A 13,844-nucleotide genomic window follows, 5' to 3' on the forward strand; every position below is an offset into this window, starting at 1 on the left:
AAAGAGCCGGGCTTTTTTACGTCTACAGGAAAGTGAAAAAAGCACTCGTAATGAATTCACTTTTAAACCTAAAACGTAGGTCGGGCGAGCGAAGCGACACCCGACGCAATGATAATGTTCCATTTGCTATGTGACTCTCTACCGCTGTGGGCACTACGACATTGCCAGGCTCCAAATACAAGAAAGCCCGACTCGAAAGAGCCGGGCTTTTTTACGTCTGCAGAAAAGTAAAAAATACATTCCAGGTATTATTCGCACAGTCTCCACCACTTCCATAGCGTGGGTTGAGTATCACGAAACCCGCGGAAAGAGCCCACCACAGAACTCAAACTCTTTGTATTAAAGGCTTCAATTTCAGCTTTAATAGCTGTTTAGCATGCTAAACCCGCTATTGAAAAGTGCTCTTTTATCCCAAGCTATAGTTATAGAGCATCTACACACTTATTTATGGCGAGTTTCTATGTTAAATAAACAAAGGCATATTTACACAAAAGATCAGGTTCGCTCCTATGAGGGAGAGGCGGCTAAGCAATGTGGAATAGATTTATTTACTTTAATGCAGCGAGCGGGAGAGGCAGTATACAAGCAGTGGCAGTCTTTTAACGCTAAGCTTACTTTAATTATTGCAGGTAATGGTAATAATGCGGGTGATGCTTACATAGCCGCGCGTTTAATTAAGGACTCTGGTGCAGAGGTTAAAGTTTGCGCTATAGACCCTGCTAAAACACTCAGTGGTGACGCTGCTAAAGCGAAGCAATTATGGCTTGATAATGGTGGCATAGTTAACGAGTTTGCAAAGAGTGATTTAGATTGCTGCGACTGTGTGATTGATGGGTTACTAGGTACTGGGCTTAATTCACCTGTTCGCGAAAATTATTGTGAGATTATTACCGCCATCAACCAAAGCGAAAAACCTGTTTTAAGTATTGATGTTCCCTCAGGGATTGATGCAAATACAGGTGAAGTATTAGGCGCAGCTATTCAGGCAACAAAAACACTTACTTTTATTGCGGTTAAACAGGGCCTTTCTACAGGGACAGGTAAACAGCATGCCGGTGAGTTGATTCTCGATGAATTAGCAATTGAAGATACTTTTAGTCAACTCGCTTCACCTTGTGCTCACTTGATAAATATAGGCAGCTTTAAACGCTTGGGCTCTCGGGCTGTAAATAGCCATAAGGGCAATCATGGCAAGTTATTATGCGTAGGGGGCAACCAAGGTACTGCGGGTGCAATTAGGCTCAGTAGTGAAGCTGCGCTAAGAGCAGGCGCGGGGATGGTAAAGGTTTATACGCACCAAAGTTCTATTATGCCAATAAGCATAGGTAGGGCAGAGTTAATGGTCATGAGTGAAAACCTTGAACAGGCTTTAGAGTGGGCAAGTTGTGTTGTACTTGGCCCTGGACTTGGGCAGGATGAATGGGCTAAAAAAACGTTTTGCACTGTAATGCACTACTGCCAAGAGCACAATACGCCGCTTGTACTTGATGCTGATGCACTTAATTTATTAGCTGAAAATGCAAGTGCTTATCCATTGGCTCAATGTGTCCTTACTCCGCATCCTGGTGAGGCGGCTCGGCTCATTAGCAAAAACACCTCTGAAATAGAGTCAAATAGGTTTGGAAGCGTGCGACTATGCGCAAAACGGTATAATGCTACTTGCATATTAAAAGGCGCTGGGTCTTTAATTGATAACGGCAAAAGTACTTGGGTGTGTGAAAATGGTAACGCAGCACTTGCCGTGGGAGGGAGTGGCGATGTACTTACAGGTATTATTGGTGCATTGCTTGCTCAAGGGCTTAGTATCGATGAAGCAGCGCGATACGGGGTAACTCTTCATGCTCGAGCGGGTGAGGTTGCGGCTGAAGAGCAAGGGCAGCGCGGCATGCTACCCTCGGATTTATTTCAAATAGTCAGGTCGTTAATCAACTAAGTATTTAGCTCTGTTGAATAAGATCCCATTTGTTACCATAGAGATCTTCAAATACGGCCACCGTACCGTAAGGCTCATTACGAGGCTGCTCATGAAATACTACGCCATTTTCTAGCATGCTTTCGTAGTCGCGCCAAAAGTTGTCAGTGTTTAAAAATAGCCATACACGGCCACCTGCTTGATTGCCAACAGCGTTAAACTGCTCAGGCTCTGTGGCTTGTGCAAGTAATATATGTGTGCCGTTTGAGTTGGGTGGAGTTATTAACACCCAGCGTTTTCCATCACCTAAATCCGTATCTTCCACTAATTCAAAGCTTAATTTTTTTGTATAAAATGCGATTGCTTCGTCATAGTCTTTTACAACAAGAGCAATACTACCTATATGCTGCTTTGGCATAACTTAAAAACCTAAAGTTGTTTTATGTTTGTGTATTTTCACATATCAATACAGGGTTGAATAGTATAGGTAAATGTTTATTAAAGCTTATTTTAAGGGGAGATATACGTTATACATTGGCTTCGAATATAGGGCTAGCAGTAAAAGGATTCACTCTATTTTAAACCCTATAGCATGCATAAAGCGTCCTTAAAAAGTGTTTTAATTTACATAGCTAAACTGGCTTACTCATCTTCATTAGTAGGGTCGTCACCTGAGTCTTCTTTTCGTTTACGCTGCTCTTGCTTGGCCTTTTGAACATTTTCATAAGTAGGGGGTGGAATAGGCATAAGTGAAATTAGTGGAAAGAACGCTAAAAATAAATACGCTCCTTTAGACATGCTCTTACCCCATATAACGAGCTTAAGCATAATCCAGGCAATAAATACCACTAACCCTGTTATAAGTGATACCAAAATAAAGAAGGTGATTAATTCATTATTATTAAGCAAATCCTTTTACCTTTAATCCAATAACTCATGGTATAGATGTGGAGATAAATTAAGCAATAACAATAGGCTTGTACTAAAAAGCAAAAACCCAGCCGAAGCTGGGTTTTATATAAGCAAGGTGCTTAAAGGAGGATGATCACATCATGCCGCCCATACCACCCATTCCGCCCATGCCACCCATATCAGGGGCACCAGCAGCTTCTTCTTTAGGGATTTCAGCAACCATTGCTTCAGTAGTGATCATTAGACCCGCAATCGAACCTGCAAATTGTAGTGCAGAGCGCGTTACTTTAGTTGGATCTAGGATACCCATTTCAAGCATGTCGTTGTATTCGCCAGAGGCTGCGTTGTAACCGTAGTTACCTTCGCCACCTTTAACAGCGTTTATTACTACTGACGCTTCGTCGCCTGCATTTGTTACGATTTGACGAAGTGGTGCTTCCATCGCACGAAGTGCAACTTTAATACCGTGGTTTTGATCTTCGTTGTCGCCAAGTAGCTCAACTAGCTTGCTAGCAGCACGTACTAGAGCAACACCACCACCAGGTACTACGCCTTCTTCAACCGCTGCACGAGTTGCATGTAATGCATCTTCAACACGGTCTTTTTTCTCTTTCATTTCAATTTCAGTCGCTGCGCCTACTTTAATTACTGCAACACCGCCGGCAAGTTTAGCCATGCGCTCTTGTAGTTTTTCTTTATCGTAGTCAGACGTTGCTTCTTCAATCTGTGCTTTAATTTGAGCAACACGGCCGTTAATGCCATCTTCTTCACCCGCACCATCAATGATAGTTGTATCATCTTTAGTGATTACTACACGCTTAGCAGTACCTAGGTCTTCGATAGTTGCTTTTTCAAGCTCTAAACCAATTTCTTCAGAGATAACAGTACCGCCAGTTAGTACCGCGATATCTTGTAGCATTGCTTTACGACGGTCGCCAAAACCAGGGGCTTTAACTGCTGATACTTTAACAATACCGCGCATGTTGTTAACTACAAGCGTTGCAAGTGCTTCGCCTTCTAGGTCTTCAGCAATGATTAATAGTGGCTTGCTTGCTTTAGCAACGGCTTCTAATGTAGGTAGTAGCTCACGAATGTTAGATACTTTTTTATCTACAAGTAGAATGAACGGGTTGTCTAGCTCAACAGCGCCTTTTTCAGCGTTATTGATAAAGTACGGAGATAGGTAACCACGGTCAAACTGCATGCCTTCTACAACATCTAGTTCGTTCTCTAGTGATTGACCTTCTTCAACAGTAATAACACCTGTGTTACGGCCTACTTTTTCCATTGCTTGTGCAATGATGTCGCCAATTTCTTTATCAGAGTTAGCTGAAATAGTACCTACTTGTGCAATAGCTTTAGTATCAGCACATGGTACAGATAGCGCTTTAAGCTCTTCTACTGCAGCGATAATTGCTTTATCAATACCGCGCTTAAGATCCATTGGGTTCATACCCGCAGCAACCGCTTTAAGACCTTCGTTTACAATAGATTGCGCAAGTACAGTTGCGGTAGTAGTACCGTCACCCGCTGCATCATTTGCTTTAGATGCAACTTCTTTCACCATTTGTGCACCCATGTTTTCAAACTTGTCTTCAAGTTCGATTTCTTTTGCTACAGATACACCATCTTTAGTGATCACTGGAGAGCCAAATGATTTATCTAGTACTACGTTACGGCCTTTAGGGCCTAAGGTCACTTTTACTGCGTTTGCTAGGATATTTACGCCTGTTAGCATTTTAGCGCGTGCGTCACCTGCAAAAAGTACTTCTTTTGCTGCCATCTTTAATTTCCTCTAAATTCTTAAATGTTTATTAAACGAAAAGTAGGGTTAGCCTACAATGCCTAAAATGTTGTCTTCACGCATGATCAGGTACTCTTGACCTTCGATCTTTTCAGTTTTTTCAACATATGAGCCAAATAACACAGTGTCACCGGCTTTTACTTCTAAAGCTCTAACGTCACCGTTATCTAGAACGCGACCATTGCCAACAGCAATAACTTCTCCGCGAGTTGATTTTTCAGCTGCAGAGCCAGTTAATACAATACCGCCAGCAGACTTGGTTTCTTCTTCTAGACGCTTAACGATTACGCGATCTTGTAAAGGACGAATGTTCATTTTTTTAGTTCTCCTAACAGTTTCTGAACAGTACAGAAAAAAGCTTTTCTAATTTGCATTCATTAATGGGGGTAGAGTGTAAAATTCCAAGAGAAAAATCGATAAATTTTTAATCTTTTCTCTCATACTCGCCATCAATGGTAGTTGGTTTATTTACATGCTGTTGTTCTTGCTGCGAGTGTGCGTGTTGTGTAAAGGCTGAAGAGCCTTGCTGTGCACCTGTACTCATGCGTACCGTTGCTTGACTTGCAAGGCCTGCAGCAAGTTTGTTGCGTATTGAGGGGGTTAATAATAGTAGGCCGAATACATCGGTCATAATGCCTGGGGTTAGCAATAAAACACCCGCAATGATCACGCAAATGCCGGTAAATAATTCTTTAGCTGGCATTTGCCCTTGGGCCATTTGGCTTTGTGCATTTTGTAATGCACCCATACCTTGTTGTTTAACCATTCTGGCGCCCAAAATAGCCGTAACAATCACTAGGGCTATAGTCGCAAATCCACCAATTACATCGCTAACCTGTATTAGTAGCGCAATTTCGATGATAGGAATGATAATAAACAACACAAATAAAAATCTAAACATAGGGCTCTCTAAATAATGGCACTCAAAAGAGTGGATGAAATATAAGTGAGGGTGAAAGGGTCTATTTTCAAGGTTGAGCTTAAAGTGATTAATAATTGCTTAATATCTACAATTATTCATCGCCTACACATTACACTAGCTATCAGATACTATTGCATTAGTTCCCTATAAATTAGTAAAGGTTAATTATGACTACGCAATTTAAATTGATATTTACCACGTGCAAAGATGAGGCTGAAGCACGCACTTTAGCAAAAGCACTTGTAGCGCAAAAATTAGCGGCGTGTGTAAATATTTTACCAAATATGACCTCAGTTTATATGTGGGAAGGCGATGTTGCCCAAGAGATAGAAGCAAAGCTACTGATTAAAACAAAATCAGAAAAAATGAATGATGTTTTTGAAACTATCAAAAGTTTACACAGTTACGAAGTACCCGAAATTCAAGTGGTTGATGTGGCCACTGGTAATTTGGCTTATTTTCATTGGATGGATGAGGTATTAAATTAATGCGGTTTTTCTTTTTATTATTGGTTAGCTTGCTGGCGCTTCCGGCAAAGGCAAACACCAATAATGTGCTAGGTGATTTACTTGCCCCGCCACAGCAAACCTTTTTACCCGTAGACCAAGCGTTTGTATTTGATTTTGATCAGCAAGGTAGCACTTTATTTGTGGGATGGGATATAGCCCCTGACTATTACCTTTATAAAAAGAAAATAGAAATTATCGCCAAAGGCGCCAACATAAAGGTGGGCGATGCCGGTACTGGCGAAATAATTGAAGACGAGTTTTTTGGCAAAACCGAAGTTTTTTTCAATAGTGTGAGTGTTATAAGTAAGCTCAGTAATGTTACAGAGGGTGCTGTTGTAAAGGTGCGCTATCAGGGTTGTGCCAAAGCAGGGCTATGTTATCCGCCTGAGGTTATTAGTATTCCTTTAAGCGTTATTGCCTCAGAGCAAGCGCAAGGTAATAACTCATCTGCTAATGCCGCTGATACATTAAACGCATTAACTCCTTCTGTAGACGCAACGCGTGGCCAAAGCAATACAACCACTCAAGATTTAAGTTTTACAGAGCGATTAGCAAGTCAAAGTTTAGTAACCAATTTACTCATATTTTTTGCTGTTGGGGTGGGGCTTGCGTTTACACCCTGTGTGTTCCCTATGTTTCCTATTTTATCGAGTTTAATTGCAGGGCAGCAAAACCTGTCTACTAAAAAAGCGTTTGCGTTGTCGTTTGTATATATACAAGGTATGGCGCTTACTTATGCTGCATTAGGGTTAGTAGTGGCGGCCTTAGGCGGGCAAGTGCAAGGGTATTTACAACACCCTTATGTACTTATTAGTTTTAGTTTACTGTTTGTACTGCTCGCAATGTCGATGTTTGGCTGGTACGAAATTAAGTTACCCAGCGCCATGATGAGCAAGCTAACGCAAGTCAGTAATAACCAAAAAGGCGGCAATTACCTAGGTGTGTTTTTAATGGGGGTGTTGTCGGGGTTAATTGCATCACCTTGTACCACAGCTCCGTTATCTGCTGCGCTATTATTTGTAGCGCAAAGTGGTGACTACCTTGTCGGTGGTTTAACCCTGTATGTATTAAGTTTAGGAATGGGCCTACCGCTTTTATTACTCGGTACGTCTGGTGGCAAATTGCTTCCTAAAGCAGGCGGTTGGATGGAGCAAGTTAAAACGTTATTTGGTTTTATTATGCTTGTTGTGCCGCTTATTTTATTGGAGCGCATAATTAGCGCCGACATTATTTTACTTATGGCGGGTATTTTAGCACTGGCAACGGCTGTTTATTTACAATATTGGCAAAGTGCGCAGCCACAAAGCAAGCTTAAAACAGCGCTTTGGTTTAGTGCTACATTTTTAGTACTTACTGGTTTTACATTAGCTAAAAACGTTATTTGGCCGCAGCAACAGGTTGATCAGGTTAGTCAGCAAAGTAATGAGTTTAAACAAGTGGCTAATTTAACCGAGCTAAAAAACGCTGTTGCTGAAGCTAATCAGCAAGGCAAACTGGTGATGGTTGATTTATACGCCGATTGGTGTGTGGCATGTAAAGAGTTTGAACATTACACATTTCCAGATGCCAAAGTACAGAGCGAGTTTAGTCACTATCAGTTAATTCAAATCGATTTAACGCAAAGTGATGACACCACCATTGAGCTAATGGAAGAGTTCACTGTGTTTGGTTTACCCAGTATTTTGTTTTTTAACACACAAGGGCAAGAGCTAAGTTCAGAGCGCGTTACAGGATTTTTAAACGCTGATGATTTTGCCACCCACCTAGCTGCAGTGCGCGCCAGCGCACAATAATAGTGCAATTTAGCCGCTTGGGCTTACCAAGTGGCTTGCCTTCAATTACGTCATATTTATTACACCTCCAGAGATTAGACCAGTATTTTGCTGCTATTTACATCGAACTGACTATAATAGTTGGCTAACGTGAGAATTTGTTGCAATTTTTGTTTTTTATACTTACTTTAGTGTACAAAATTAGCTCGCAACGGCTTAACTCATTACTTAGAGGATATATCGCGTATTATGGCTGCAAAATTTAAACTTTTAGTTATAAATGGTCCAAATTTAAACATGCTAGGAAAGCGTGAGCCAGAAAAGTACGGTTTGCACACTCTTGGTGAAATTATGAGCGAACTAACGACTGCCGCAGAGGGTCTAGATGTTCAGCTTACGCATTTTCAAAGTAATAGTGAGCAAGCCCTTATTGAAAGAATACACGATGCTTGGCAGGCAGTTGATTACATAATTATTAATCCTGCTGCATTTACGCATACTAGCGTCGCTTTACGTGATGCATTGTTAAGCGTTGATATTCCTTTTTTTGAGGTGCACTTAAGTAATGTGCATGCACGTGAAGCATTTCGTCATCATTCGTATTTTTCTGATGTGGCGCAAGGTGTGGTATGTGGATTAGGTGCAATGGGTTACCACGCAGCATTGAACGCTGCCGTGAGCCGGTTGCAAAACTCGAATTAATTTAAACTAACAAACTTATAGGCGGGTCGTTCATGGATATTCGCAAGATCAAAAAGCTAATCGAATTAGTAGAAGAATCAGGTATTGCTGAGCTAGAAATCACTGAAGGTGAAGAATCAGTACGTATTAACCGTAACAACATGAGCGCAGGTCCTGCTTACGCTCAGTACGCACCACAGCAATTTGCTGCTCCAGCGCCTGCGGCACCAGCACAAGCTGCGCCAGCCGTTGAAGCCGATGCTACACCAGCAGCACCTGCAGGCCATCAAGTTAAATCACCTATGGTTGGTTCATTTTACTCAGCAGCTTCTCCAGAAGCGCCAGCATATGTAGAAGTAGGTTCTCAAGTTAAAGTAGGTGATACTTTATGTATCGTTGAAGCAATGAAAATGATGAACCAAATTGAGTCAGATAAAGCGGGTACAGTTACAGCTATTTTAGTTGAAAATGGCGAACCAGTAGAATTTGATCAACCTCTATTCATCATTGAATAATTTAGTAACCTAAAGGCCAACTCTTATGTTAGATAAAGTAGTCATTGCAAACCGAGGTGAAATAGCACTTCGCGTATTGCGCGCCTGCAAAGAGCTTGGGATCAAAACGGTTGCTGTGCATTCAACGGCGGATCGCGATCTTAAGCACGTATTACTTGCAGATGAAACCATTTGTATCGGTAGACCTCCAGCCACTGAAAGTTACTTAGATATTCCGCGCATTATTGCGGCTGCTGAAGTAACAGACGCTGTAGCGATTCACCCAGGATATGGTTTTCTTTCAGAAAATGCAGATTTTGCTGACCAAGTTGAGCAAAGTGGCTTTGTATTTATTGGTCCAAAAGGCGACACTATTCGTCTTATGGGCGATAAAGTATCGGCAATCAATGCAATGCGTAAAGCCGGTGTACCATGTGTACCAGGTTCTGACGGTCCGGTATCGGATGACAAAGAACGCAACATGCAAATTGCAAAGCGCATTGGTTACCCGGTAATTATTAAAGCCGCTGGTGGCGGTGGTGGCCGTGGTATGCGTGTAGTACGTAGCGAAGCTGAATTAATTGATTCAATCGCACTTACTCAACAAGAAGCGAAACAGTTTTTTGGTAATAGCATGGTTTACATGGAAAAATTCCTTGAAAACCCTCGCCATATTGAAATTCAGGTACTTGCTGATGGACAAGGTAATGCTGTTCATTTAGGTGAGCGTGACTGTTCTATGCAACGTCGTCACCAAAAAGTAGTTGAAGAAGCGCCTGCTCCAGGTATAACGGCAGAAGTGCGTAAATTTATTGGTGAGCGCTGTACACGTGCATGTATCGAAATTGGTTACCGTGGTGCGGGTACGTTTGAGTTTTTATACGAAAACGGCGAATTTTACTTCATCGAAATGAACACCCGTATTCAAGTTGAGCACCCAGTGACTGAAATGGTGAGCGGTGTTGATTTAATTAAAGAGCAGCTAAAAATTGCTGCTGGGCAACCGCTATCTTTCACGCAAGATGACGTGGTTATCCGCGGCCATGCAATTGAATGTCGTATTAACGCAGAAGACCCAGAAACGTTTATCCCGTCGCCGGGTAAAATTACACGTTTCCACCCTGCAGGTGGTTTAGGTATTCGTTGGGATAGCCATATTTATGCTGACTATACAGTACCCCCACATTACGATTCGATGATTGGTAAGCTTATTACTTACGGTGAAAACCGTGATGTGGCTATTGCCCGCGCTCGTAATGCGTTGAACGAATTAGTTATTGATGGCATCAAAACAAACACGCCATTACATAAGAAAATTCTTGCAGACGAAAACTTCCAAAGTGGTGGTACAAATATCCACTACCTTGAGAAAAAACTAGGGCTATAAAGCCCCAGTTAATTAAAACCGGCTTAGGCCGGTTTTTTTATGCCTAAAACGCCAATTTATCGCCTTCAAGAAATATTCTGGTATGATTAGCAAAGATGCGCTTTTAGTAAATTTTGAGGTAACAATGACGCGTAGTTTTGAAGCTCCCCTAAATGATGAAATAGCCACAGTAGCAATGGGTAACAAAGTGGCTGCTATTATAGAGCAAGGTGCAGTAATTTATTTACACGGTGATTTAGGTGCAGGTAAAACAACATTTACGCGTGGTGTAGTGCAAGGCTTTGGCCACACTGGTAAGGTAAAAAGCCCAACCTATACGCTGGTAGAGCCATACGAACTGACACGTGCTAATGTATATCATTTTGACCTATACCGGTTAGGCGATCCTGAAGAGCTTGAGTACATGGGTATAAGAGATTACTTTTCTGAGCAGGCTATTTGTATTGTTGAGTGGCCAGAAAAAGGGGGAGAATTTATACCAGTTCCCGATTTAGACATTACCTTAAGTTACGTTGGCGATGAGCGCAAAATTGTTATGAATAGTGCCAGCGAGCGCGGAATAGCAATTGTCGAAAAACTAACTAACCTAAACCCGAGTTAATATACTTACTAACACATTGAAATATAAAAGCATCAAAGTTACCTTTTTAGTTGGCGTACAAAATAGCAGCTTAAGGTAGATTTACTATCCAACGTTTAGGTTAATAAGCTAATAGCGGGTCAAGGCGCCCGCTCTCATAATAATAAATAGTTAAGGCAATGGTAGTTATAATGAATCGAGGTGTAGTTAAACTTTTTATTTGTTTCATAGTTTTCGCTGTGAGCTTACCGTTGTGGGCAAAAAATACCATAAATAGTGTACGCGTATGGCCCTCGCCAGATAGCACGCGGGTGGTATTTGATTTAGATGATAAGCCCGATTTCAGCTATTTTATGCTTAAAAACCCGAGTCGCTTAGTGGTCGACCTTGAAAACACCAAAGGGTTAAAAGTATTACCGAGTATTCCTTCTAAGCACAAAATTGTAAGCAAGCTACGCTATTCAAAGCCTAAAAATAAACAAAGTGTACGTTTTGTATTTGAGCTAACAGCGCCTATTAAGCCGGTTATTTTTGCGCTGGCACCTACTGGCCCGTACAAAAACAGGCTGGTTGTGGATTTATATAATAAAAGTGAACCCGCAGTAAGCACTACACCTGCCCAAAAAGCAGCTAAAAAGCGCCAGTTAAGCCAAGAGCGAGACATTGTTATTGCAATTGATGCGGGCCATGGCGGAGAAGACCCTGGTTCTATTGGCCCCTCTGGTACGTATGAAAAAACCATTACCCTGCAAATAGCTAAACGTTTAGAGCGTATGATTGACGGCGAACGTGGCATGATTTCGCGCATGGTAAGAAGTGGCGACTACTTTGTTAAGCTTAATACCCGTACCAACCGAGCACGCCAGAAAAAAGCCGACTTTTTAGTGTCAATTCATGCTGATGCATTTACCAGCCCTGGGCCAAATGGTGCTTCGGTGTGGGTGTTATCGCTTGGTCGCGCTAATTCTGAGATTGGTAAATGGATAGAAGATAAAGAAAAACACTCAGAGCTTTTAGGTGGTGCAGCCGATGTAATTAAAGATGCTGCTAACGAAAAATACCTCGCGCAAGCGCTACTTGATATGTCGATGGACCACTCAATGAAAACAGGGCTTAGTGTGGCCGAAGAAGTAGTAAAAGAGTTAAAAAAGGTCGCTAAATTACATAAAAAAGATCCACAACATGCAAGTCTTGCCGTATTAAAGTCGCCAGATATCCCTTCCATTTTGGTTGAGACAGGTTTTATTTCAAACCCCCGTGAAGAGCGCATGTTAAAAAGCGCTAATCATCAGGAACGCTTAGCTAAAGCGATGTTTACGTCTATAAAAAATTATTACTTAAAAAACCCACCTGATGATTCGTTATTTGCAAAGCTTAAATCGCAGTACCCAACTAAACATAAAGTTCGCCCAGGTGAATCGCTAAGCCTATTAGCGAGTCGGTATGGCGTATCGGTAGCCAAATTAAAGCAAGTTAATCAACTACGCTCAAACACCTTGTTTATAGGTCAAGAGCTGGACATACCGCAGAGTTGATGTTTATTAAACCTGTACACGTATTAGGGGCCTCATGAGTATTGAAATATTACCTGCACGATTAGCTAACCAAATAGCGGCAGGTGAAGTGGTTGAACGCCCGGCTTCAGTAGTTAAAGAATTAGTAGAAAATAGCTTAGATGCGGGCGCAACGCGTGTGCAAATAGACATAGAGCGTGGCGGTCACAAGCTTATTCGTATTCGTGATAATGGCTCAGGTATTGGCAAAAATGAGCTCACTTTAGCGCTTTCACGCCATGCAACAAGTAAACTTAAATCACTCGATGATTTAGAAAACATTTGTTCTTTAGGCTTTAGAGGGGAAGCGCTTGCATCTATTAGTTCGGTATCGCGTTTAACGCTTAGCTCAAAGCCCAAAGCACAAGATGCCGCGTGGCAAGCGTTTGCACAGGGGCGCGATATGGACGTGCAAGTAAAGCCGGTAGCCCACCCAGATGGCACAACGATAGAAGTTAAAGATTTATTTTTTAACACCCCAGCAAGGCGCAAGTTTTTACGCACCGAAAAAACCGAATTTAGCCACATTGATGAGCTTATAAAGCGTATTGCACTGAGTCGTTTTGATGTGTCGATTACACTGACGCATAACCAAAAGGTGGTTAGGCAGTACCGTGCTAAAACCGATCCAAATCAAGCGATTACTCGGGTTGCGCAAGTTGCAGGTAAAGCCTTTGCTGAGCAAGGATTGCATATTCAATCTGGTGAAAGTGGTTTACAGCTACATGGTTGGGTATTGCCAGTGGGATCAGCTAATACCACGCAATATACATATGTAAATAATCGCATGATGCGCGATAAGCTAATTTTACATGCTATTCGTCAGGCGTTTGAAGAGGTAAGTGGAGCGCAAGAACTCCCAGGTTTTGTTATTTATATTGATATTGACCCAAGGCAAGTGGATGTAAATGTTCATCCTGCAAAGCACGAGGTGCGTTTTCATCAAGGCCGGTTAGTGCACGACTTTATATTACAGGCGATTAAGCAAGTAGTTGTGCCTCTACAAGGCGAATTTGCAACTAATCAAGCGGCCATAGACGATTACCAATCCTCAGCGTTTATTGAGCAACCAAATCATGCGGCTAATAGCCAGCCAGTTCAGCAGGTGTATGATTACCCTAAGTCACAGTTGCAGCCAATAGATTCACAAAACGGTGGTTTTACTAGTCGTGCCTCCTCTAGTCGCGCAGGGTCAGGTGGTGGCGCTACGGGGTATGCTTCACCGTCTCAAAAACATGGTGCAAATCATCACGATGTAAATGCATTTTATCAAGGGGTGAGTGAGCAACAAGCCGCTCATTTTGAGCATAGTGTATCA

The 13,844-nt window shown here is 42.0% G+C and carries 14 protein-coding genes; 9 read left to right on the top strand and 5 right to left on the bottom strand.

Annotated features, from left to right (window positions below; all coding sequences use genetic code 11):
* The first annotated feature begins 460 nt into the window (after positions 1-460).
* A complete protein-coding gene (locus tag B2R65_RS10930) occupies positions 461-1,933 on the top strand; it encodes an NAD(P)H-hydrate dehydratase (RefSeq protein ID WP_286742510.1) in 1,473 nt (490 codons plus the stop codon).
* A 4-nt stretch (positions 1,934-1,937) separates the two neighbouring features.
* Here B2R65_RS10930 and B2R65_RS10935 read toward each other — a convergent pair whose 3' ends face one another.
* From B2R65_RS10935 to B2R65_RS10955, 5 genes are all read right to left on the bottom strand, one after another.
* Positions 1,938-2,330, bottom strand: a complete 393-nt coding sequence (locus B2R65_RS10935; RefSeq protein WP_004587679.1) for a VOC family protein — start codon at positions 2,328-2,330, stop codon at positions 1,938-1,940.
* 224 nt (positions 2,331-2,554) lie between these two features.
* Positions 2,555-2,821, bottom strand: coding sequence for a hypothetical protein (locus B2R65_RS10940; protein WP_084554425.1), 267 nt, complete (start codon positions 2,819-2,821; stop codon positions 2,555-2,557).
* Between the two features lie 136 nt (positions 2,822-2,957).
* The gene (gene groL / locus B2R65_RS10945) at positions 2,958-4,607 is read right to left on the bottom strand and encodes a chaperonin GroEL (RefSeq protein WP_004587677.1); all 1,650 of its coding nucleotides are present in this window, start codon (positions 4,605-4,607) and stop codon (positions 2,958-2,960) included.
* Between the two features lie 48 nt (positions 4,608-4,655).
* Positions 4,656-4,943, bottom strand: coding sequence for a co-chaperone GroES (locus tag B2R65_RS10950; RefSeq protein WP_004587676.1), 288 nt, complete (start codon positions 4,941-4,943; stop codon positions 4,656-4,658).
* A 109-nt stretch (positions 4,944-5,052) separates the two neighbouring features.
* The gene (locus tag B2R65_RS10955) at positions 5,053-5,529 is read right to left on the bottom strand and encodes an FxsA family protein (protein WP_064386652.1); all 477 of its coding nucleotides are present in this window, start codon (positions 5,527-5,529) and stop codon (positions 5,053-5,055) included.
* 188 nt (positions 5,530-5,717) lie between these two features.
* On the opposite strand from B2R65_RS10955, the gene cutA reads away from it, so the two are divergent.
* The 8 genes from cutA to mutL all read left to right on the top strand — a co-directional run.
* Positions 5,718-6,038 (top strand): divalent-cation tolerance protein CutA, encoded by a 321-nt coding sequence (gene cutA, locus B2R65_RS10960; protein WP_029772613.1) that lies wholly within the window; start codon positions 5,718-5,720, stop codon positions 6,036-6,038.
* Positions 6,038-7,852, top strand: coding sequence for a protein-disulfide reductase DsbD (locus B2R65_RS10965; protein ID WP_286742523.1), 1,815 nt, complete (start codon positions 6,038-6,040; stop codon positions 7,850-7,852). The genes cutA and B2R65_RS10965 overlap by 1 nt, the downstream gene beginning before the upstream one ends.
* A 228-nt stretch (positions 7,853-8,080) precedes the next feature.
* A complete protein-coding gene (gene aroQ, locus B2R65_RS10970; protein WP_024031479.1) occupies positions 8,081-8,533 on the top strand; it encodes a type II 3-dehydroquinate dehydratase in 453 nt (150 codons plus the stop codon).
* Between the two features lie 32 nt (positions 8,534-8,565).
* Positions 8,566-9,027, top strand: a complete 462-nt coding sequence (gene accB, locus B2R65_RS10975) for an acetyl-CoA carboxylase biotin carboxyl carrier protein (RefSeq protein ID WP_004587671.1) — start codon at positions 8,566-8,568, stop codon at positions 9,025-9,027.
* A 25-nt stretch (positions 9,028-9,052) separates the two neighbouring features.
* The gene (gene accC / locus B2R65_RS10980) at positions 9,053-10,393 is read left to right on the top strand and encodes an acetyl-CoA carboxylase biotin carboxylase subunit (RefSeq protein ID WP_024031477.1); all 1,341 of its coding nucleotides are present in this window, start codon (positions 9,053-9,055) and stop codon (positions 10,391-10,393) included.
* A 124-nt stretch (positions 10,394-10,517) separates the two neighbouring features.
* Positions 10,518-10,994 (top strand): tRNA (adenosine(37)-N6)-threonylcarbamoyltransferase complex ATPase subunit type 1 TsaE, encoded by a 477-nt coding sequence (tsaE, locus tag B2R65_RS10985; RefSeq protein ID WP_286742535.1) that lies wholly within the window; start codon positions 10,518-10,520, stop codon positions 10,992-10,994.
* A gap of 170 nt (positions 10,995-11,164) precedes the next feature.
* The gene (locus B2R65_RS10990) at positions 11,165-12,508 is read left to right on the top strand and encodes an N-acetylmuramoyl-L-alanine amidase (protein WP_031289362.1); all 1,344 of its coding nucleotides are present in this window, start codon (positions 11,165-11,167) and stop codon (positions 12,506-12,508) included.
* A gap of 34 nt (positions 12,509-12,542) precedes the next feature.
* Positions 12,543-13,844 (top strand): DNA mismatch repair endonuclease MutL (mutL, locus tag B2R65_RS10995; protein ID WP_286742532.1); only part of this gene is annotated, 1,302 nt, incomplete at its 3' end.

Origin of the sequence: Pseudoalteromonas sp. UBA2102 (assembly GCF_002331165.1) — a bacterium.
Lineage (GTDB): Bacteria > Pseudomonadota > Gammaproteobacteria > Enterobacterales > Alteromonadaceae > Pseudoalteromonas > Pseudoalteromonas atlantica.

Coding starts and splice junctions, on each gene's coding strand:
- B2R65_RS10930 (WP_286742510.1), top strand. CDS start 461: ATGTTAAATAAACAAAGGCATATTTACACAAAAGATCAGGTTCGCTCC.
- B2R65_RS10935 (WP_004587679.1), bottom strand. CDS start 2,330: ATGCCAAAGCAGCATATAGGTAGTATTGCTCTTGTTGTAAAAGACTAT.
- groL (WP_004587677.1), bottom strand. CDS start 4,607: ATGGCAGCAAAAGAAGTACTTTTTGCAGGTGACGCACGCGCTAAAATG.
- B2R65_RS10950 (WP_004587676.1), bottom strand. CDS start 4,943: ATGAACATTCGTCCTTTACAAGATCGCGTAATCGTTAAGCGTCTAGAA.
- B2R65_RS10955 (WP_064386652.1), bottom strand. CDS start 5,529: ATGTTTAGATTTTTATTTGTGTTGTTTATTATCATTCCTATCATCGAA.
- cutA (WP_029772613.1), top strand. CDS start 5,718: ATGACTACGCAATTTAAATTGATATTTACCACGTGCAAAGATGAGGCT.
- B2R65_RS10965 (WP_286742523.1), top strand. CDS start 6,038: ATGCGGTTTTTCTTTTTATTATTGGTTAGCTTGCTGGCGCTTCCGGCA.
- aroQ (WP_024031479.1), top strand. CDS start 8,081: ATGGCTGCAAAATTTAAACTTTTAGTTATAAATGGTCCAAATTTAAAC.
- accB (WP_004587671.1), top strand. CDS start 8,566: ATGGATATTCGCAAGATCAAAAAGCTAATCGAATTAGTAGAAGAATCA.
- accC (WP_024031477.1), top strand. CDS start 9,053: ATGTTAGATAAAGTAGTCATTGCAAACCGAGGTGAAATAGCACTTCGC.
- tsaE (WP_286742535.1), top strand. CDS start 10,518: ATGACGCGTAGTTTTGAAGCTCCCCTAAATGATGAAATAGCCACAGTA.
- B2R65_RS10990 (WP_031289362.1), top strand. CDS start 11,165: ATGAATCGAGGTGTAGTTAAACTTTTTATTTGTTTCATAGTTTTCGCT.